The following is a 20850-nucleotide window of genomic DNA, read 5'->3' on the forward strand; positions in this document are numbered from 1 at the left end:
CATACGATTGCAGTCGTGACCGCCTGCGTTCAGGTAGCGTTCATTACGCAACTTTCATCTATTCCGCCGTTGCCTGAACATCGGTGTTCCGACGCCGGAGCAGAGGGCGGCAGAGTGTCGGGGGGCACGTGAAGAAACATCTGTTTCCCCGGCTGTATCTTGGAGCATCTTGATCTGCTTACGGATCAGGATGTGGAATAGGGGACTAAAAGAATGTCAAAGAAACTGCTGATCACGACCGTTGCCGCTGCATCGCTTGCAGGCGCTGCCTATGCTGCCCAGTCGAGCGACTATCCGCCGGCCTCCGAGCCAGGCACCTGCTATGCACGTGTCCTGATCCCGGAAACCGTCAGCGTCGTGACCGAACAAGTGGTCGACCGCCCGGAGAGCACAGAGATCAAACTCGTTCCTGCTACGTACGAAACCGTGACGGAACAGGTTCTTGTAAAGCCGGAAACAAAAAACCTTCGGGTCATCCCGGCGACCTACGAGACCGTAACCGAGCAGGTCATGGTCACGCCGGAGCGGGCCGAAACCTATGTGGTGCCTGCGGAATACGAAACGTACACAGAGCAGGTCCTGGTTCGGGAAGCCTACACGACCTGGAAGCCGGGCAATGGGCTCTACGGTCGCACGACCGATGCGTCAGTGTCCGCAAACGGTGTCTCCACTGGTGAGCTGCTGTGCCGCGTTGAAGTTCCGGCTGAATACGAGACCGTGACCCGTACGCGCCTCGTATCTCCCGAGCGCACGGAAACCCGCACGATTCCGGCCACGTATGAAACCGTCACCAAGGAAGTGATCGTCGAAGAGGCGCAAGTGATCGAGGAAATCGTTCCGGCCGTCTATGAGACCGTCACGGTCGAGAAGCTGGTCACGCCGGCCAGCGAAGAGACCCTTGTCATTCCGGCCACCTACAAGTCGATCGACAAGCGTGTGGTCAGCGGCGGTGGCGGCCTCGAATGGCGGGAAGTCCTGTGCGACACCAATGCCACGTCGGCCAAGATCCGCAGCGTCCAGCAGGCCCTGTCCGATGCCGGCTACCAGACGCCGGTGGATGGCGAGTTTGGCCCGTCCACGCTGACGGCCATGGAATCCTACCAGCGCGCCAATGGCCTGCCGGTCGGTTACCTGACGATCTCCACCGTTGAGTCGCTGGGTCTGACCAAGAACTAGGCCCCTGGCCCTGGCGACTTGCCCCGCGCACCCCCTGGTGCGCGGGGTTTTTTTATGCTGTGCGCAGCCGGTCGGCCTCGCTCTTCGTCAACAGGCGCCAATCCCCCGGCGGCAGGTCGCAAAGCTCAAGGGGGCCGAATCGAGACCGGTGCAGCGTTTCGACATGGTTCCCCGCAGCGGCGAACATGCGGCGCACCTGATGGTATCGACCTTCCGTCAATGTCAGGCGGGCCGTTCGCTCACCCGTGACCTCCATCCGGGCAGGTAGGAGCGGCTTGTCCTCACCGCGCAGCATCAGTGTACCGCTGGCGAACAATTCTGCCTCATGTCCCTTGAGCGGGCGGGCGAGCGTGGCTTCGTAGGTTTTCTCGGTGTCCGATTTCGGTGAGATCAGGCTGTGAAGCAGCTTGCCGTCATCGGTGAACAGGAGCAGGCCGGTTGTCTCTGCATCCAGCCGCCCGATGCTCGACAGGGCCGGGCTGCGGCGCAGGAAACGAGGTGGCAGCAATTCGTAGACCAACCGGCCCTGGTCCGCGCGCGAACAGGTAAACCCGGCTGGCTTGTTCATCATCAGGACCATGCCCGGCGGGGGATCAAGCGGCTCGCCCTCGAATTGCAAATCCTCGTCTGTGCCGGTCACGCGCCCGGCGCGGATGGCGGCCTCCATCTCCTTGCGGCTGCCATAGCCGAGATTGGCAAGGTATTTCGCAAGCTGACGATCCGGTTTCATCGTTTACGCTTCGGTTTCTCCGCCCGGATGATCTTGTACCCGCCGGCGTCTTCCAGCATTTCGTGGCCCTTGAAGCATTCGGCCAGGACCTGCTCGTATGGCAAATGGCGATTGGCGACGAGCCAGAGCTGACCGCCGGTCTTCAAGGCCTTTGCCGCGGCGCGAATGAACTCCTGCCCGAGCGATGCCGCATCGGCGCGGCCGACATGGAAGGGCGGATTCATCACCACGAAATCATACAGTGCGGTCCCGCCATCCCGTGTGGCATCGGCCCATCTGGCGTCCCAGTTTCCGAACCCGGACAGGGTGCCGGCGATACAGGGCAGGGCGCGATGTTCGGCTTCCAGCAGGGTCATGTGCTCGACATGCGGGCAGTTTTCCAGGATCTCGCGGGACAGGAATCCCTGTCCGGCGCCGAAATCCGCGCCGCGCCCCTTGATATGTTCCGGTATGCTGTCGGCCAGCAATTCCGAGCCGGCATCGATCCGGTTCCAGGAGAACAGGCCAGGGCGGCTCCAGACGCCGCGCTCCATTTCCCGGGCGGCATCGCGCGCAATCCATTCATCCATCAGGTCCGTGTTGATCCGGGCGCTGTCCTTCACGGCCCAGAAGGCGCGGCATTTGTTCTTGGACAATGCTTCGGTCTCGCCGGCGATTTCGCGCAGCAATTTCTCGATGGTTTTCGAGCCAAGCGTATTGGGCAGGCAGGCCAGGAGTGTGCCGCCTTCCGGTGCATCGCGCAGGGCGCGGGCCAACAGGGCGCGGGTCTCATCCTTCTGCCGCGGTGGCAGGATCAGGGTCAGGGGCGCAGCCGGGAGGGTTTCATCCTCCGGCGACAGCAGGGTGAACCCGGCAGCTTTCAGCGCGTCATGGTCCGGCTTGAAACTGTTCTGGCAGATCATGCGATCTTTCGGCAGGCGGGCAAGGAAGGGGCTCAATTCCGCGCGCAGGAACAGGATCGCGCCCTCGTCAGGCAGGGGAACGTGTCCCTCATCAAGGGCCAGCATCAGGGTTTCGTAGACGGCAGGATCAAACATGGGCGGTCTTTAGGGGCTTTGTGGCAGACGGAAAAGTCCCGTCTGTCATACCGCCGGTCACGGACGGATGACGCGAACGCGGCTTCCGCTTCCGCTGCGCGATCCGGCGGCGGCCCCAAAGGCCTGCGCCATGCCGCGATAGAAGGTGATCCGCTCTTCTGCCTCCTCGCTCATTTCCAGGCCGGGCTCGGCCCCCAGCAGCGGCTCGGGCGGCATGCCCGCATGCGCGATTTCCATGATGTCGGACCAGAGGTCCGCCGGCAGGCCGCCGCCGGACACTTTCTCCATCGGGCTGTCATCATCATTGCCGACCCAGACCCCGCCCACATAGGCAGCCGTGTAGCCGATGAACCAGGCGTCCCGCCAATCCTGGCTGGTGCCGGTCTTGCCGGCGATCATCCAGTTGCCGAACCGGGCGCGGCGTCCCGTGCCGAATTTCGCGTTCACGACGCGGGCCATCATCGCATTCATTTCCTTCGCGAGTTCATGGTCGAACACGCGGTCTCGATTATAGTCCGGGCGCGTGTAGAGCACATCGCCCCGGGAATTCTCGATCTTCTCGATCAGCCAGGGGTCCATGCGCAATCCGCCGGATTGCAGCGTGCCGAAGGCGCGCGTGATTTCCCAGAGAGACACTTCCTGACTGCCCAGCGCAATCGACGGGAAGGGCTGCAGGGGCGTCGTGATCCCGAACCGGCGGGCGATGTTGATGACGCTTTCCTCGCTGGCTTCCTGGGTCAGTTCCGCCGCAATCGTATTGGTGGAGCGGGCCATGGCTTCGCTCAGCGTCATCGGACCGAGAAATCCGCCACCATAGTTTTCCGGTTTCCATTTGCCGATGGAGAGTGGCGCATCGTCGAACACGTCGAATGACGAGAACCCGCTTTCCAGCGCTGCGGCATAGACAAATGGCTTGAAACTGGAGCCCGGCTGCCGCTTGGCCTGGGTCACGCGATTGAACTCGGACTCGGTGAAGTCCCGCCCTCCGACCAGCGCCACGACCCGCCCGTCCCGGTCGATCACAAGGGCCGACGCCTGGCTTGCCTTGGCGGCTTTGCCGTCAGCGTCCATGCGCTCATTGAGCTTGGCGCGGATCTTGTCCTGCAGGGCCACATCAATGGAGATTGTCACCACCATGTCCCCGGGCGGGCGCGGCAGCATCAGTTCCACCCGGTCGGCGACGGTGTCCAGGACATAGCCAAGCTGCGCGTCATATTCGGGGGCGTCGATAATGGTAAGATCGGTTTCGATCGCATCGGTCACCTGATCTGCAGTGATGAAGCCGAGATCGGCCATCTGTTCCAGGACATAGAGCTGGCGGGCCTTTGCACCGTCCAGATTGTCCCGCAAGTTCAGTTTCGACGGAGCTTTCGGCAGGGCGGCCAGCACGGCGGCTTCGGCAATGTTCAGTTCTTCCGGCGGCTTGCCGAAATAATAACGCGATGCGGCGTCGATGCCGTAGAGGCCTGCACCGAAATAGACCCGGTTCAGGTAGAGCGACAGGATCTCGTCCTTGCTCAGTTTCGTTTCAAGCTCACGCGCCAGCTTCATTTCTTGCGCCTTGCGCGAAATGGTCTGGCGGCTGTCGAGGACGAGGTTCTTGATCAACTGCTGGGTAATGGTCGAGGCGCCGGATACGGTCTCGCCGGCCCGCATGTTTGACCAGGCAGCCCGGGCGATAGCCGCATCGTCTGCGCCGTCATGTTCGTAGAACCGCTTGTCCTCGGCCGCGATGAAAGCCTGCGGCACATGAGGCGGCAACTGGCTGACATGGGTTGCGCGGCCATAACGGGGCCCGCGCACCGCCAGCGTATTGCCGTCGCGATCGATGAATTCGATGGCCGCTTCACGCTTGGCATCCCAGAGGTCGGCAATCGGGGGCAGGTCCGGCATGCCGAAATAGAGCGAGCGCCATTTCCAGAACGCCCACCCCGCCCCGATCAGCAGGCCGCACAGGATCACAAGTACCAGATAGCGGACCCATCTGGCGCGCAGCAATCCCCCTCGCACCGGCACTGCAGCGGCCGCGCTGCGCCCGGAGGCGGCCTTCTTCGCTTTTGCGGGTGGTTTGCGGGGAGTTTTCGCCATGAAGTCCTGAATAAGGGGATGCAGATTGAGGAAAGCTGAATGCCCAAGGAATGGGGCAAGGTGAAGGCATTTGCTGATCCTGCCACCCTGCCGCGAGGTTATGCCTTACAATAGGGATTGTTCCTGAGTGATATGCAGAAAACAAGCTGGTTCACTGGGACCGGCAACGACCGGGGCCCCTGAGATACCCGGCATTCCGGAGGAAACCATGTCGTCATCGCATCCCGCCACGCCCGCAGAGCATTTTGACGTCCTGATCGTCGGCGCCGGCATATCCGGCATCGGCGCGGCCTGGCATATGCGCCACCAATGCCCGGACAAGAGCTTTTGTGTCCTGGAAGCACAGGCCGGCTATGGCGGCACCTGGCGTACTCACACCTATCCCGGCATCCGCTCGGACAGTGACCTCTACACTTTCGGATACCGGTTCAAGCCATGGGAAGGGGCGCCCATTGCCGCGGCGCAGGAAATCCTGACCTATATGGGCGAAGTGATCGAAGAAAACGATCTGGACCAGCATATCCGCTACAGTCACCGCATTCTCGCAGCGGACTGGTCGTCCGATGACAAGGTCTGGACCCTGACCGCCCGCGATGAGGCGACTGGCGAGACGCGCAAGTTCACGGCCAGCTTCCTCTGGATGTGCCAGGGCTATTACAATCACGAGAAGGGTTACACGCCCGAATGGGAGGGCATGGACAGCTTCCGGGGGCAGATCATCCACCCCCAGACCTGGCCGGATGATGTCGATCTGTCGGGCAAGAAAGTCATCTGCATCGGGTCCGGCGCCACCGCGGCAACCGTCGTACCCGCCATTGCCGCCGATTGCGATCATGTTACGCTGCTGCAGCGCTCGCCCACCTATTTCACGCCGGGGCGGAATGTGAACGAACTCGCCGATGCCCTGCGGGAAGAAGGCGTGGATGCCGACTGGATCCACAAGATCATTCGCAAGCGGGTCCTGTTTGATCAGGCGAAATTCACCCAGCTGGCGCAGGAGCAGCCGGACATTGTGCGGGCCGAACTGTTGAAGGGCGTACGCGACCTGCTCGGGCCCGACTATCCGATCGACCCGCACTTCACGCCGAAATACCGCCCCTGGCAGCAACGCATCGCCTTCGTGCCGGATGGTGACCTGTTCCAGGGCATCGCCAGCGGCAAGGCCAGCGTTGTGACGGATCATATCGACCGCTTCACCGAGTCGGGCATCCTGTTGAAATCCGGCGAGGAACTGGAGGCCGACATCATCATTACGGCGACCGGCTTCAACCTGTCGGTTCTCGGAGACATTCCGTTCTCGAAGGATGGAGCCCCCATCGATTTCAGCCAGACGGTCACCTATCGTGGCATGATGTTCACGGGTGTGCCGAACATGGCATGGGTCTTCGGCTATTTCCGCGCCAGCTGGACCCTGCGCGTAGATCTGATGGGAGATTTCATCAGCCGCCTGCTGAAACACATGGACCGGATCGGCGCGAAGGAAGTTCGGGTCGAGTTGCGCGACGAGGATCGCGATATGGAAATCCTGCCCTGGATGGACCCGGACAATTTCAATCCCGGCTACATGATGCGGTCGCTCCACCTGATGCCCAAGCGCGGCGCGCACGACATCTGGCAGCATTCCCAGGATTACTGGCGTGAGAAGGACGAAATGCCCCTGATCGATCTCGACGGCGCCGAATTCGTCTATGACCGCCAGACGGCTAAAGTGCCGGAGACGGCCTGACGCGTCTCACGGGCACCCAATGGCGTGTGCCAGAATGTTGCGGTGTACCTCGCTTGTGCCCGAATAGATCGTCGCTGCCCGGGTGGAGAGGTATTTTGCCTGGGCGAAATGACTGTTCGGCGCAATCGCCAGACCGGCCTCGGTGATCGCCTGATGGAGCTCCGTGGCCAGAACTTTCAACACGGAAGACCGGGCAGCCGGGCTGACGGCGACGTCGCCGCCTGACGCGCGGGCTTCGAGGGCTTCGAAAGCATCCACCTTCATTGCCAGAATCGTCAGGTCGCGGGAAGGTGGGGCCCCGGCCATGCCACGCTTCGCCGCGCGCAAGGCCCGGCGCAGCAGGCCGGTTGTCGTGTTGTTGGACCGGGCGATTGCCATCAATGCCCTGGCCGCCGTCCATCCCGCGCCGACCTCGCCGATCCTGTCGGCTGCGGGCGTGTGGACATTGTCGAAGAATACTTCATTGGTCTCGTGCTCGCCGCTGATGAAGTCGATCGGGCGGACGCGGATACCGGGCCGGTTCATCTCCACCAGCAGGAAGACAAGGCCGTCGCGGCCCATGCTGCCCGGCTCGCAACGGGCCAGCAGGAACATGTGCGTGGCGTAGTGCGCAAAGCTCGTCCACACCTTGCTGCCGTTCAGCACGAAAGCGTCGCCTTCTTGCGTGGCGCGCAGGGACAGGGCCGACAGGTCGGATCCGGCCTGAGGTTCCGAAAACCCCTGGCACCATTCATGCTCGCCCGTCAGGATCGCGGGCAGGTAGTGCGCCTTTTGTGCCTCGGTGCCTTCGGCGATGATCAGCGGTCCAATCGTGCGCACGCCGGAATTCATTACGATGGGAGCGTCCCGTTCGGCACAGGCATTTTCGAAGTAGAGCCGCTGTTCCGCGCTCCAGCCTGCCCCCCCGTATTCGACCGGCCAGGAGGGCGCAAACCACCCTCGTGCGTTCAGCCGCTTGCGCCACGCGTCGCATGCCCAGCGAGGGGATTTCAGTCCCGTTGTCTCCCGACCTGCCGCACGCAACTCCTCCGTCAGCTCGGCATCCAGAAAGGCATCAATCTCGGCCCGGAATGCCTCATCGGCTTGTCCGTGCATGTCCGCAGCAGCCGGAAAACTTCCATCCATGTCGCCCTCCCTTGATTTGAGCGCACCATCAGTAAGGCGCTGAAACGGCGGCTTGCCTATCAGGGGAAGTACGGGGTCAGGCGCCGGGCTGGTTGCATCACGGCTGCGTGTGGTCGACACTGGTCCTGCGCCGATCAATTGACAGCTGCGGGCAGGATTTCTACAGGCCGCTTCGGGAACGTTGCCCCGCGTATCGTGTTCGCGCCGGTGTCCACCCGATCCGAAACGCTCGCGCTTGAAAGGCTCGAATGTTCAAATCCATCTCAGCCATTGCCGCCCTGTTGTTTGCCGCTGCCATTCTCTATGCGGGCAATGGCCTGCAGAGCACGCTTCTCTCGGTCCGCGGGGATCTCGAAGGGTTTCCGACAGCCGTGATCGGCCTGCTGGCTTCGGCCTATTATGCGGGGTTCATTCTCGGCTGCCGGTTCGTGCCGGGCATGATCAAGGGCGTCGGCCATATCCGGGCCTTTGTCGCCCTGGCGTCCATCGCCTCGTCCAGCGCGCTGGCGCACATCCTGTTTGTCGAACCGGTGTCGTGGAGCGCGCTGCGCTTCGTCACCGGGTTCAGCTTTGCCGGGCTTACCATGGTGCTGGAAAGCTGGATCAATGAACGCGCGACGAATGAGAACCGGGGCAAGGTGCTGTCAGTCTACCGGATTGTCGACCTGGGCGCCGTCACCATAGGCAACGGCCTGCTGGCCATCGCGCCGCCGGAAGGATTCCAGCTGTTCATTCTGGTTTCGATCCTCATCTCCATTGCGCTCGTGCCGGTGGCGTTGACGCGGTCGACCTCGCCTGCACCCTTGGAGACGGCCAAGCTGGACATTGTCGAGCTGTATCGGGTCTCGCCGGTCGGCGCTGTTGGCGCGGCGGCCACCGGGCTGGCCAATGCGGCCTTCTGGGGCATGGCGCCGGTCTATGTGCAGGAACTGGGCTATGGCTCCGCGGCCATCGCAGCCTTCATGAGCACGGCGATCATCGGGGCGGGACTGTTCCAGTTTCCCACCGGGTCCCTGTCCGACAAGGTGGACCGACGGTTCGTGATCGTCGGCAGCTCGCTGCTCGGTGCCGGCGCTTCGGCCCTGCTGGCCAGTTTTGCGGGCCTGTCGGAAAACGCCATGCTGGGTTTCAGCTTCCTGTTCGGCGCCTTCATCATTCCCGTGTTCGGTATCTGCGCGGCGCACGCCAATGACCATGCAGCCGTCGGCAAGGCCGTGGCGACCAGTGGCGGCCTGTTGCTGCTCTACGGCGTTGGATCTGTGGTCGGCGCACTGGTCGGCGCGCTGGTGATGAGCGCATTCGAGCCGGCGGCCCTGTTCTGGTACATTGCCGGTGTCTATCTCGTGCTGGCGGTGTTCAGCCTGTTGCGGATCGGGGTCAAACGGCCCCGCATTGTCGGCAAGAAATCCCGCTATATTCCGATGGCCAAGAGCCCGCTCACCCGCGTCTACAGAAAGCGCGCCAAGGCGCAGCCGAAAGCCTAGGCCAGGCCCGGCCGCCAGGCGTCGCGCAGGTGAACCGGCAGGCGCCGCGGCGCAATGGCGATCAGGTCATAGCGCCAGCCATGACCTGCATAGTGCGGACGGCGGGCCATCCAGTTTTCGGCGGCGCGCGCGATCCGCTGCCATGCGTACGGGCTGACGGCTTCAAGCGCGAGGCGGGCCTCCCGCCGGGCCTTCACTTCCACAAAGGCGATGATGCCTGCCTTTTCAGCCACCAGATCAATCTCGCCCACAGGGGTTCGTACCCGGCTGGCCAGGATGCGATAGCCTTTCAGGCGCAGGAACAGGGCGGCAAGGGCTTCGCCGGTGCGGCCGCGCCGTTCGGCGGCCTTGCGGCGGGCGCTGCGAGATGCCCGGTCAGCCATCGGCCTTCAGTTTCAGGGCGCGCTGATAGACGTCCCGCTTCGGCAGGCCGAGGGCTTCGGCCACGGCATTCGCGGCGGCCTTGGTCGGTTGGCCGTCCAGCGCGTCCCGCAGTGCGGCGTCCAGTTTCTCCGGCGTGATTTCCGCCTCGCCCGGCGGGCCAACCAGCAGCACGATCTCGCCGCGTGGCGGGCCGGCCTCGGCATAATGGGCTGCCAACTCCGAAAGCGTTCCGCGCCGGATCTCCTCGAACAGTTTGGTCAGCTCCCGCGTCACCGCTGCCTCGCGCGGGCCGAACACCGCAGCCAGGTCCGCCAGCGCATCCGCAAGGCGTGGCCCGCTTTCATAGAAGATCAGCGTGCCGGGCACGGCCTTCAGCGTTTCGGCGGCCGATTTCCGCGCCCCGGATTTCGGTGGCAGGAATCCGGCAAACAGGAATTTGTCGCTTGGCAGGCCACTGGCGACCAGACCCGCCAGCATGGCCGACGCTCCTGGCACCGGGATCACTTTCACCCCGGCCTCCAGCGCCTCATGCGCCAGCTTCCAGCCCGGATCGGAGACAAGCGGTGTGCCGGCATCCGAGATCAGCGCGATGCGGGCGCCGTCCTGCAGGGCGCGGATCAGGCCCGGTCTCCGTTCCGCCCCATTGTGGTCATGATAGGGGCTGAGCCGCACCTTAAGCCCGTAGGCCGACATCAGCTTTCCGGCGACCCGTGTGTCTTCTGCCAGAACTTCATCGGCAGCAGCCAGAACGTCCAGCGCGCGCAAGGTGATGTCCCGCAGATTGCCGATCGGGGTGGACACCACATAGAGGCCCGGATCCAGAGATACAGCCGGTTGCCCCGTAGGGAGGCCGGGCCTAGAGTCGGCGGAGGCGGGAATCGCCCCGGAGTCAGAAGGATCAGGAGATGACATTGCTTCAACCATTGCTCAGGAAGCTTCCCGCGCCAAGTCTTCTGTTGGCCTCGCTGCTTCTGGCCACGGCCTGTGCCACAGCGCCTGCGCGCCAGCCAGTGCCCATCGGCACCGGAGAGCCGCGCGAGGAGCCGGTGACCGGCGTCCCGCGGGATCTGGGCGACACGTCGGGTGAAGACATCGAGATCGGAGACATCGACGATATCGGCGACGCGCGCCGCGGGCGCGGTGACCGGGGGCTGACGCCGCCCTTCATGGAGGGGCGCGAGATCAAGCGCGCGGCGGTGCTGCTGCCATTCTCCCATCCCAATGCCAATGTCCGCGCCGAAGCGGAAAGCATGCTGGCCGGCATCGAACTCGCCCTTTTTGAGTATGCCGACCGGGACTTCCTGATCATCCCCAAGGACACGGCCGGCAAGACGTCGGTGGCCGAAGCCCGGATCGATGAAGCCTTTGAGGACAAGGTGGATGTCGTGCTGGGCCCGCTGTTCGGGGCCAACGTCAAGACCGTTCGCGAGAAGGCCCGTGAGGAGGAAATCCCCGTCATCGCCTTTTCCAATGATCGCTCGGCTGCCGGGGGTGGGGCCTATCTCGCCTCGATCTCTCCGGACGAGGAAGTGCGCCGTGTAATGGAATATGTGGCCGCGCGCGGCGTGGACACATTCGTCTTCCTCGGGCCGCGCTCGGCCTATGGCCGTCAGGTCGAAGCCGCGATGCGGTTCGAGGCAAGCCGTCTCGGCGCCGTGGTAGCGGCATCGGCATTCTACGGTGAGGACAGTGGGGCCGGAGCCGAAGCGCGCCAGATTGCCAGCGTGTTGAAGACCGAACTGGCCGGTCGGCCGGGCCGCGTCGCCGTGATGATTCCGGAACGGGGCGTGAAGCTGCTGTCGGTGGCCCCGCTGCTGCCCTACAATGGCGTGGACATGCGTGAGGTGAAGCTGATCGGCACGTCCTATTGGGACGATTCCAGCATCTGGCGGGAACCGACCCTGCGCGGGGGATATTTCGCTGCGACCGATCCGGCCAACAAGACGGCATTCAGCGAAACCTATCGCCGGATCTATGGCCGCGCGCCAACCGATCTGGCGGCGCTGGCCTATGATGCTGCCGCGCTGACGGTGCGACTGGCCGCCGATGACAGCCTGACCTATGGCGGCGTCACCGATCCAGACGGCTTCTTCGGCGTCAACGGCCTGTTCCGGTTCCGGATTGACGGCACGTCGGAACGGGGGCTGGCGGTGATGCAGATCCAGCCCGGCGGCGCCGAACTGGTGGAAGGCGGGGTTCAGTCCTTCCCGACCGGCCAGACTGGCCCGAGCTGACGGGACACCTGACGCGGCGCCATCTGTGACACTCCCTTGCGTATGGCGCACGTGTTCCCCACATGACCGGCTGGTGAGACACAATCCTGGAAGACGATAGCCATTCCATGAGCAAGCGCGACTATTACGAGATTTTGGGCGTATCCAAGGATGCGGACGAGAAACAGCTGAAGTCCGCCTATCGCAAACTGGCGATGAAGTATCATCCTGACCAGAATGCGGGGAATCCGGAAGCGGAAGAGAAATTCAAGGAAGTCGGTGAGGCCTATGCCATTCTCAGCGACGGTCAGAAACGCGCGGCCTATGACCGGTTTGGCCATGCTGCCTTCGAGAATGGCGGCGGAGGCGGCGGCAATCCCTTCGGTCAGGGCGTCAATCCGGAAGACATCTTCTCCGATCTGTTCAGCCAGGTGTTCGGCGCGGGCGGCTTTGGCGGCGGTCGTCGCCGGGGCGGGCCCCAGCGCGGCGCGGATTTGCGCTACGATCTGGAGATCACGCTGGCCGAAGCCTGGGCCGGCAAGGAAGAAACCATTCATGTGCCGCAAGCCGTGCCCTGTACCGGGTGTGACGGATCGGGCGCGGCTCCGGGCACCAAGCCGGAAACCTGCGATACCTGTGACGGCCATGGCCGTGTGCGCGCCCAGCAGGGCTTCTTCACCATGGAGCGCACCTGTGTGCGGTGTGGCGGCAAGGGCAAGATCATCAAGAAACCCTGCAAAGAGTGCGGCGGTGCCGGTCAGGTCCGCGAGGAGCGCAAGCTGCAGGTGAAGATTCCCGCCGGTGTCGAAAGCGGCATGCGCATCCGTCTGTCAGGCGAGGGCGAGCCCGGTGAACAGGGCGGTCCTAGCGGCGATCTCTACATCTTCGTGGATGTTGTCGAGCATGACATTTTCGAGCGCGATGGCCCGAACCTCTATTGCCGCGCGCCGGTGCCGATGGCGACCGCAGCGCTCGGCGGGGAAATCGAGATCCCGACCATTGATGGCGGTCGCGCCCGTGTTGTTGTGCCGGAAGGCGCGCAAACGGGCCGCAAACTGCGCCTGCGCGGCAAGGGCATGCCGTCTGTCCGCCAGTCCGGCCATACGGGCGATCTGTTCGTCGAAATGTTCGTTGAAACACCGCGCAATCTGTCGGCCCGCCAGAAGGAGCTGATGCGCGAATTCTGTGAGTGCACCGGCGCAGACTGCCATCCGGAAAGCGAAGGCTTCCTCGGCCGGATCAAGCGCTTCTGGAGCGGCGACCATGACGAGCACCGCCCGAACTAGACCCACATAGCTTGCCCTGACCGGCAAACACGCCCTATCTGCCGCGCATGGACGGCACGATGGCAGGGGCATGATGAACGCAGCAGGCGCATTCCGGAAAGTCCGGCAGGGACTGAGCGATCTCTCGCGGATCGAGAGATGGATCTGGATCGGGGTGCTGGTCATCCTGGTCGCCAGCACGGCGGTCCGGCTGGTTGCCTTCTTCCTTCCCCATCTTGCCGACTGGGCACGCAATGCCGGCCAGATGAGTTCGGCGGTGTTCAACCTGGTTGGACTGGCGCAGGCCGTGACGTTGACCCTGGTGGTGGCGCTGCCCCTGTTGCGCTACCTGCTGACGCGCAATCCGGCTGAACAGGTTGCTGAGGGCATCGTCCGCAAGCGCCAGCCGCACCTGATCAAGGACATCAACGCGCTGGCGGATTTCGGACAGCTCCGCTTTCCATCCGACGAACTGGAAATCGTGTCCGAAACTGATGCGCTGAAGGAATTCAGCCGCATGAATGCCGAATGCTTCGAGGAAAGCGCAAACTATTCCGGGGACTATGCTGACAAGCTTCTGCGCAATAGCAGTATTCAGGACCGCTATCCGCAGAGTTTCGCCTTTGTCCTGGACGAGACGGGCCAGCGCATGGGCATATCCATGGTCATTCCCCTGAACCCCACCGCGACCCATCTCTACAAGCGCGGCTCGCTTTCGGATCATGACGTCATGGACATCCATGTCGCCGCCCGCGGAGAGCCATGTGGCTGCATCCTTCTCTTTGCCATCGGTATGCTGACGACGTATCGGCCCACCGGAGGCAAGGCGGACGGGTCCACCGCAATCCGTCGGCTGGTCCGAAATCATGTGCATCATATCTGGAAGGTCGCTTCCGACTTCGATCTCGAAACCGTGCCGTTCATCATGCAGGTTGAGCGGCGCAGTATCCTGCGGATGGGACAGATGTTCGGCTTTCGCAAGCTGGAAGGGCTGGGCGCCGATGGGGACCCCCTGTTCGAGATCACATGGCCGGAATTCAAGGACACGCTGGGCACCTTTCTCGACGAGGACTAGCGGGCCGTATGCCCGGCGCGGGAACCGACTGTCCTCAGCCATCGTTGATCCGGGAACTCACCCGAGAGAGACGCCATGCCCTTCAGTTCCCCGCCCGATACGCTGTGCCGCGAAGGCGTGACGGCAGAGGCCATTGGTCTCGTCCGGTCCGATCCGGCAGCGTCCGGCTGGACCCGCAAGCAATGTGGCAAGGGATTCACGTATAAGGATGACAAGGGACAGACTTTGAAAGGCAAACGTGCGGAACGGTGCCGCGCGCTGGTCCTGCCGCCGGCCTGGACAGATGTTTGGATCTGTCCCAATCCACGCGGGCATATTCAGGCAACAGGCCGCGACGAGGCCGGCCGGCTGCAATACCGGTATCACCCTACCTGGTCTGCTGCGCGCAATTCCGCGAAGTTTGATGATCTCATCGCCTTCGGCCACGCCTTGCCGGAACTGCGCCGGCGTGTGCGTCACGACCTGACGCATTCCGATTGCCCGCGCGATGTGCGGCTGGCTGCAATCGTCCGTCTGCTGGACAAGGGCGCGCTGCGCATTGGCCGGTCCGGCCGGAAGACCTATGGCGCTGTCAGCCTGCGCAAGTCGCATGTGCGGATTGAAGGCCACCGCGTGGTCTGCGTCTACAAGGGCAAGGGCGGGACGGCGCGCCGTGTGACGGTCCGGGACAAGCTGCTGGCCCGGACGTTGGACCGCCTCATGGCGGAGAAGGGCGTCTTCCTGTTCCGCTCCCGAAAAATCAGGCCGACCGCACAGGATGTGAATGCCTATATCCAGGACACGCTTGGACTACCCTTCACGGCCAAGGATTTCCGGACGTGGAAGGGCAGCGTTGCCGCCGTCGAGGCGCTGGCCCGCAATGAGCCGGCGACGGTCAAGACGGTGTGCGAGGCTGCTGCCGGCGTGCTGGGAAACACGCCCGCCATTGCCAAATCCTCCTATATCCATCCGATTCTGCTCGACATGGCGCGGGCCCGGCAGCATCCGGCACAGGCATGCGGCGCCGCAAGGGATCATCGCGGTGAGGCCCTGCTGCTGGATGTTCTGGAACGGGCCCAGGGCCCTGCCTGATTGCCAGGGTCTGGACCTGGCCGCGCAGGTGTTGCATGGGACGTCAGGCGGGCTTTGGAGACAGGCAGATGAGCGTCACAATCTATCACAATCCGGACTGCGGCACCTCGCGCAATGTGCTTGAGATCATCCGGGCGAGCGGCGAGGAACCGGAAGTCGTTGCCTATCTTGAGCGCGGCTGGACACGGGAATTGCTGGCCGGCCTTCTCGCCGCGGCGGGCCTTACACCGCGACAGGCGCTCCGCACGTCGAAAAGCCCTGCGGAAGAATTGGGGCTTACAGACCCGGCCGTGGACGATGCCATCCTGTTCGAGGCGATGCTGAAACACCCGATCCTCGTGAACCGGCCCATCGTGGTCACCAAAAAAGGGACGGCGCTGTGCCGTCCCTCTGAAAAGGTGTTTGGATTGCTGGATACGCCGCCGGAGCGCTTCACGAAGGAAGATGGCGAGGTGATCCGTCCCGACTGACGGTCAGGCCGCCTCTGCGGGCACCTTCTCCAGCCAGACGCGCGCATCGACCTCGTCGGCGAGGTCATAGACTTTCAATTCGGTATCCGGCAGCGCGACGGCCTGCATTTTCGCTGACTGGCGTACCCAGGGCTGGTCGGTCAGAACCGCTACCTTGCCGAACCGCTTCTGAAGCGCGAAGAATTCCGCCTTGCGTGACCAGTCGCTGGCCACTGTGTGGAGACTGCCAAGATCCATGTGCTGCAGTCTGACCAGAAGTCCGCCAGGGGCGTCCTCGCTGGTGGTCTCCATCAATTGGTCCACCGCTTCGGGCATGGCATCCGGGTTGAGTTCGCCTTGCGCATCGATGGTGGTGAGAAGTTCGGTTTCGGCCTGGATCGTATAGGGCATGAGTCTCCTGTTGGGGTTGCTTCAGGGTAAGCAACGCGCCGGACCGGGGTGGGTTCCAAATCGGGTGCAGGACAAAAAAAGCCCGGCCCAGGCAAGCCCGGGCCGGGAGAGGATTGAACAGATTTCCTTGATTTCTGGGAGGAAACTTAAATCCGTTCAATGATGATTGCCGGCGCCATGCCGCCAGCGGCGCACATAGTGACCAGGCCATAGCGGCCGCCGGACCGTTCCAGTTCGTCCAGCGCCGTGCCGATCAGGATCGAGCCGGTGGCACCGATCGGGTGGCCAAGCGCCATCGCGCCGCCATTGATGTTCACTTTCTCGCGGTCGAGATCGAGGTCGCGGATGAATTTCTCGGCAACCACCGAGAAAGCCTCGTTGATTTCCCAGACATCGATATCGTCCTTGCTCATGCCGGCCTTTTCCAGAACCTTCTTCGCGGCAGGCACCGGGGCGTTCAGCATCAGGGTGGGGCAGTCGCCCATGTTTGCCGTGGCCACGATGCGGGCGCGCGGCTTCAGGCCATTCTTGTCGGCATAGTCTTTCGAGGTGATCAGAAGGGCCGCTGCGCCGTCAACGACACCGGAAGAATTTCCGGCATGATGGACATGGTTCATCTTGCCTTCGAGTTGCGGGTATTTCTTCGTGACCATCTTGCCATAGGTGTTGCCCTGATCGTCGACCGGGATGTCCATGAACATGTTGAAGACGGTTTTCAGGCCCGACAGGCTTTCCATCGTGGTGCCGGGGCGGGGGAATTCATCCTTCTCCAGCGCCAGCGTGCCATCACGATTGTAGACCGGCACGACAGATTTATCGAAGCGGCCTTCATCCATGGCGCGCTTGGCGCGGTCCTGGCTGGTAACCGCCAGCTGGTCGACGGCCTCGCGGTCGATGCCTTCGAGGGTCGCAATGGCATCGGCGCAGACGCCCTGCTGCGATTGCGGGTGCAGTTCGCGCAGGTGAAGATTGCCGGCATCCATCATCGGCGGGTTCTTCGGGTCGGCCGTTGAGGCCGTATAGCTCATCATCTCACAGCCGCCTGCAATGACGCAGTCTTCCATGCCGGACATGATTTGCGCCGCGGCGAGCGAGACCGTGGTGATGCCGGAGCCGCAGAAACGGTCCAGCGTCACGCCGGACGCCTTCACGTCAAAGCCCGCATCGAGCGCGGCCATGCGGCCCATGTCGGCGCCTTGCGCGCCGCGCTGGCTGGACGTGCCCCAGATGATGTCGTCCACGGTCGAGGTATCGAGATTGTTGCGATCGCGGATGGCGCCCAGCACCGTCGCGCCCAGATGCTGCGGGTGCAGGTGGGCCAGCGATCCCTTGCCAACCTTGCCAATCCCGCGCGGTGTGCGCACAGCGTCGATGATGTAGGCCTCAGCCATGTCCGGTATCTCCCTTGGATTTATGTTTTGAGGCACTTTACGCGCACGTAAGCGTAAGGGCCACCCGTGACGTCGGGTTATGCAGTCCAACTGTTTTTCGCCCTGTTCGGAACGGCCCAGTTTGTATTTCATTAACTATCAGCTACATCCGAAATGAACCGGGGAGAGGGCTGCATGGCTGACGATGCCAGGGATTTGTCAGACGAAGACATTGCGTATTTCGCAAACCGACCGTCGACCGACTATGACGAAGTGGTGCTGCAGGCGGACTATGCCGCGCGCGCGGCCATCAGTTTCTATCGCTTCCGGCAGCTCGGCGGCGGACGCAATGGGCGGACTCCTGAAACGCGGATGCAGTTCGGCAAGTCCACAGGGCAGGGCATCCATTATGTCTCCGACCATCCGCAGGTGCGCATCCTCAATCTCTCGCTGATCGCCCTGCTCATATTGTTCGAGAGTGCGGCGAACGCCTATTTCTTTGCCCAGCAGAGTGAGTTCGGCCTGTCAGGCGGCATCTTCCAGGCGGCAGCGGTCTCCCTGGCGAATGTGGCGACCAGCTATTTCATCATCGGCTATTGGGGCCTGCGCCACGCTTCCATAGGTCTTGATCCAAACAAGCCATTGCTGGGATTCGACAGCCGGAACGTTATCAAAGGATTTGGAATATTAGCGGTTATTGTGGGTGTAGTGATTGTTTTGCTCGTCAACCTGTCCGCTGCGCACTATCGCAACATTCTGGATCTGACCGCTTCGGGGTTGGTGGATCTAAACACTACCGTTACTTCGTGGGATGAAGCAGGGAACGTTGTCGAACGTGAAATTCCTCTGATCGGCGCGAGCCCGACGTCATGGATGGGTTTCTTTGCAAACAAGTCGGAGTGTGAAATCATTCTGCAATCTGAAATGGGGAAATCCATCGGCAGCGCCGCGACCAATGCGATGTGCCGTCCGTTTGCGCTCCACTCGCTCGACGCCATGGTTCTGTTTGCGCTGGGCCTCGCCATCTCTGCGGTTGCGGCGTTCGAGGGCCGCAAGGCCGATGCGGCCTTTCCCGGCTTCAGCGATGCGGCCCGCCAGATCGAGCGCGCACGGCGCGACCTGCAATATGCGCTCGAGGACTATTATGACAGCTATTCCGACATCGTCGAAGACATTGAGGAGGACATTGGCGTCAAGCTGACCGCACAGCAGAAGATCACGCTGCGTCGCGCCATGGATGGCCGGGTCGAGAAGTATCGCCGGCTGCTGGAAACCGATCCGGATGTGTTGTGCGACGAGTTCGACGTGCCCCCGGAAGCGGTCGAGCACATCACCGGCAAGACTCCGCGGGTGAAGCCGCGTGCGGGGAATGACGCGTGAGCCGCCGCCGTCGCCGACAGCAGCGCCGCATGGCCTATATGAATTTCGCGATCATCGCCCTGCTGATTGCCGGAGGGTTTGTCGCATACCAGTTCATCAAGCCGGCCCCCTATGATGAGCAGACGCTGTGCCTGGTCAGCGAGGACTTGCCGCCGCACACGGCCATCATCCTGGACAAGACCGACGAATATGATGCCGCGCAGGCGGACCTGATCGCCGGCCTGATCCGTCGCACACGGGACCGTCTGGACATCGGGGAGAGATTGTCCCTGTTCGAACTGGATGCGGAAGGCCAGTTCGATCCGCGCGGGGAATTCTCGCTGTGCAATCCGGGGCGGGGCGGCCAGGTAAACCCGCTGTTTCGCAATCCCGGCATGATCGAGGCGCGCTATGCGGAATTGTTCGAGGCGCCCATGGATGCGGTGATCGAGGATCTCGTCGTGCCGAAAGAGGCCCCCGCCAGTCCGATCCTGGAAGCCATGGCCCGTCTGGGGCAGACCGAGAATTTCTCGCCTGACGCCCCCGCGCGCCGGATCGTGATCGTCTCGGACATGTTGCAGAATTCGGACCTGTTTTCAGCCTATGGCGGCGCAGGTGCCTTGCCGGACACCCTGCCGCCGGCGCGGGACGTCGCCGAGTCTGTCGAGCGGCGCTACGGGCGGTCGCTGTCCGGTGTGGAGATTGAAATCCGCCTCATCCCGCGCGGACGCTATACAGACCTGCAGCGCGGCGCGCTGAAGGAATACTGGGACGATATCCTCTCCGAACTTGGCATGCGGACGGACTGGCGCGACCTGTAGCGGCGCCGGGGCCGTCGCCCCTGTATTTTGCGACCGCGTGCGCCTGTGGCATACTGTGCCAAAAGGCGAAAGACCATGGGAGGAAACTCGGTTGCACGGGCCTTGCGGCCCGATCTTGTCCGGCAGGGTATCGTGTTGATCCTGTTGCTGATCGCCTGCCTGTGGCCAGCGCCTGCCTTCGCCAATGCCAAGGACCAGCACACCATCCCGTTCGAAATGGATTCGCAGGACCGGATCATCACCGAACTGTCCTTTCACAATGGCGTCACGGCCTCCGCAATCATCGATACAGCCGCAACCCTGCCCATGATCGGCGGCGCAACGGCACGCTCTGCCGGGCTCGCGGTCATTCCGGGCGAGGAGACCTTTGTGGAAGTGCTGGGCCTCGGCGGGCCGGAAACCTTTCCCCTGATCGATCTGCCGCGCCTCGGGGCCGGATCGGTGAAACTGGTCGAGGTGCCGGCGGCGCTCGACGCCAAGATCGCGGTCAGCGGGGTGCGCAATGTCCTGCCCATGAGTGCCATGACCGGGGATGTGGTGGATTTCGATTTCGACCGGCTGCAGGTCACGTCCTACAATCGGCGCCCGGCGGGACGCATGCGGGAAATCCTCTGCAAGCGGCCGATGGTGGTGCGCAACGGCCTCTACTTCGTTGCCGTGAAGATCAATGGCCGCCGCGGGCTCGCCCTGATCGATACCGGATCGACAATCACCTACATGAATTCCACCTTCGCGGCGCAAGCCGGTACGGCCGTGAACGAAGCGGAGACCAAGCGCCTTCTCGGCATCACCGGCGAAGAGTATGACATGCACGTCGCCAACATTTCCCGCTTCGAGCTGGACGAGGTGAAAATGAACGGGTTCAACATGGTCGTCTCCGATCCCGCACTGTTCGATCATCTGGGTATGGCAGATGAGCCGGTCATGATCCTGGGTATGGATTTCCTGTCACAATTCCGGGTGCAGATCGATCGCAAGAACAATCTGCTCTATCTGCGCATTCGCCACAGCACCGCGAAAAAGTGTCAGGTCTGCATGGAAATGCAAACTTACCGCCGCCGGTGAT

Annotated in this window: 19 protein-coding genes; 11 read left to right on the forward strand and 8 right to left on the reverse strand. The window is 62.8% G+C overall.

From position 1 onward, the window contains the following. The first annotated feature begins 213 nt into the window (after positions 1–213). The gene (locus HF955_RS10920) at positions 214–1176 is read left to right on the forward strand and encodes a peptidoglycan-binding protein (RefSeq protein WP_291075164.1); all 963 of its coding nucleotides are present in this window, start codon (positions 214–216) and stop codon (positions 1174–1176) included. A 52-nt stretch (positions 1177–1228) separates the two neighbouring features. On the opposite strand, the gene HF955_RS10925 is transcribed toward HF955_RS10920, so the two are convergent. Genes HF955_RS10925 through HF955_RS10935 form a run of 3 tightly spaced genes read right to left on the reverse strand, consistent with a single transcriptional unit; the run spans position 1229 to position 5031 of the window. After that, positions 1229–1906, reverse strand: a complete 678-nt coding sequence (locus tag HF955_RS10925) for a pseudouridine synthase (protein ID WP_291075165.1) — start codon at positions 1904–1906, stop codon at positions 1229–1231. Next, positions 1903–2943, reverse strand: a complete 1041-nt coding sequence (locus tag HF955_RS10930) for a methyltransferase (RefSeq protein WP_291075166.1) — start codon at positions 2941–2943, stop codon at positions 1903–1905. Before HF955_RS10930 ends, HF955_RS10925 begins: the two co-directional genes overlap by 4 nt. A 57-nt stretch (positions 2944–3000) precedes the next feature. After that, the gene (locus HF955_RS10935; RefSeq protein WP_291075167.1) at positions 3001–5031 is read right to left on the reverse strand and encodes a transglycosylase domain-containing protein; all 2031 of its coding nucleotides are present in this window, start codon (positions 5029–5031) and stop codon (positions 3001–3003) included. Between the two features lie 208 nt (positions 5032–5239). On the opposite strand from HF955_RS10935, the gene HF955_RS10940 reads away from it, so the two are divergent. Beyond that, positions 5240–6757, forward strand: a complete 1518-nt coding sequence (locus HF955_RS10940; protein WP_291075168.1) for an NAD(P)/FAD-dependent oxidoreductase — start codon at positions 5240–5242, stop codon at positions 6755–6757. A gap of 6 nt (positions 6758–6763) precedes the next feature. Here the strand turns inward: HF955_RS10940 and HF955_RS10945 are convergent, their stop codons facing one another. Next, positions 6764–7882, reverse strand: a complete 1119-nt coding sequence (locus HF955_RS10945) for an acyl-CoA dehydrogenase family protein (protein ID WP_291075169.1) — start codon at positions 7880–7882, stop codon at positions 6764–6766. Positions 7883–8130: 248 nt separating this feature from the next. On the opposite strand from HF955_RS10945, the gene HF955_RS10950 reads away from it, so the two are divergent. After that, positions 8131–9366 (forward strand): MFS transporter, encoded by a 1236-nt coding sequence (locus HF955_RS10950; RefSeq protein ID WP_291075170.1) that lies wholly within the window; start codon positions 8131–8133, stop codon positions 9364–9366. On the opposite strand, the gene HF955_RS10955 is transcribed toward HF955_RS10950, so the two are convergent. Beyond that, positions 9363–9749, reverse strand: a complete 387-nt coding sequence (locus HF955_RS10955; RefSeq protein ID WP_291075171.1) for a YraN family protein — start codon at positions 9747–9749, stop codon at positions 9363–9365. The two genes, HF955_RS10950 and HF955_RS10955, sit on opposite strands and share 4 nt — an antisense overlap. Then, positions 9742–10551, reverse strand: a complete 810-nt coding sequence (rsmI, locus tag HF955_RS10960) for a 16S rRNA (cytidine(1402)-2'-O)-methyltransferase (protein ID WP_291075172.1) — start codon at positions 10549–10551, stop codon at positions 9742–9744. The genes HF955_RS10955 and rsmI overlap by 8 nt, the downstream gene beginning before the upstream one ends. A gap of 104 nt (positions 10552–10655) precedes the next feature. On the opposite strand from rsmI, the gene HF955_RS10965 reads away from it, so the two are divergent. The 5 genes from HF955_RS10965 to arsC all read left to right on the forward strand — a co-directional run bounded on the left by HF955_RS10965 (position 10656) and on the right by arsC (position 15844). Continuing rightward, positions 10656–11984 (forward strand): penicillin-binding protein activator, encoded by a 1329-nt coding sequence (locus tag HF955_RS10965; protein ID WP_291075173.1) that lies wholly within the window; start codon positions 10656–10658, stop codon positions 11982–11984. Positions 11985–12091: 107 nt separating this feature from the next. Further along, complete coding sequence (dnaJ, locus tag HF955_RS10970) at positions 12092–13249, forward strand: molecular chaperone DnaJ (protein ID WP_291075174.1); 1158 nt, start codon at positions 12092–12094, stop codon at positions 13247–13249. A 70-nt stretch (positions 13250–13319) separates the two neighbouring features. Then, positions 13320–14303 (forward strand): hypothetical protein, encoded by a 984-nt coding sequence (locus HF955_RS10975; protein ID WP_291075175.1) that lies wholly within the window; start codon positions 13320–13322, stop codon positions 14301–14303. 75 nt (positions 14304–14378) lie between these two features. Next, the gene (locus HF955_RS10980) at positions 14379–15374 is read left to right on the forward strand and encodes a hypothetical protein (RefSeq protein ID WP_291075176.1); all 996 of its coding nucleotides are present in this window, start codon (positions 14379–14381) and stop codon (positions 15372–15374) included. A gap of 68 nt (positions 15375–15442) precedes the next feature. Then, entirely contained in the window at positions 15443–15844 is a 402-nt protein-coding gene (gene arsC / locus HF955_RS10985) for an arsenate reductase (glutaredoxin) (protein ID WP_027838028.1), read from the forward strand. Positions 15845–15847: 3 nt separating this feature from the next. On the opposite strand, the gene HF955_RS10990 is transcribed toward arsC, so the two are convergent. Both HF955_RS10990 and HF955_RS10995 read right to left on the reverse strand, forming a co-directional pair. Continuing rightward, positions 15848–16234, reverse strand: a complete 387-nt coding sequence (locus HF955_RS10990; protein WP_291075177.1) for an STAS/SEC14 domain-containing protein — start codon at positions 16232–16234, stop codon at positions 15848–15850. Between the two features lie 146 nt (positions 16235–16380). Beyond that, entirely contained in the window at positions 16381–17625 is a 1245-nt protein-coding gene (locus HF955_RS10995; RefSeq protein ID WP_291075178.1) for an acetyl-CoA C-acetyltransferase, read from the reverse strand. A gap of 174 nt (positions 17626–17799) precedes the next feature. On the opposite strand from HF955_RS10995, the gene HF955_RS11000 reads away from it, so the two are divergent. The 3 genes from HF955_RS11000 (at position 17800) to HF955_RS11010 (ending at position 20849) form a co-directional block, all read left to right on the forward strand. Beyond that, positions 17800–18984: a hypothetical protein gene (locus tag HF955_RS11000; RefSeq protein WP_291075179.1), complete on the forward strand. Its 1185-nt coding sequence runs from the start codon at positions 17800–17802 to the stop codon at positions 18982–18984. Continuing rightward, on the forward strand, positions 18981–19784 hold the full coding sequence (locus HF955_RS11005) for a hypothetical protein (protein WP_291075180.1): 804 nt from the start codon (positions 18981–18983) through the stop codon (positions 19782–19784). Before HF955_RS11000 ends, HF955_RS11005 begins: the two co-directional genes overlap by 4 nt. A 75-nt stretch (positions 19785–19859) precedes the next feature. Continuing rightward, positions 19860–20849: an aspartyl protease family protein gene (locus HF955_RS11010; RefSeq protein WP_291075181.1), complete on the forward strand. Its 990-nt coding sequence runs from the start codon at positions 19860–19862 to the stop codon at positions 20847–20849. Position 20850: the final 1 nt, after the last annotated feature.

Source organism: Hyphomonas sp. (assembly GCF_017792385.1).
Lineage (GTDB): Bacteria > Pseudomonadota > Alphaproteobacteria > Caulobacterales > Hyphomonadaceae > Hyphomonas.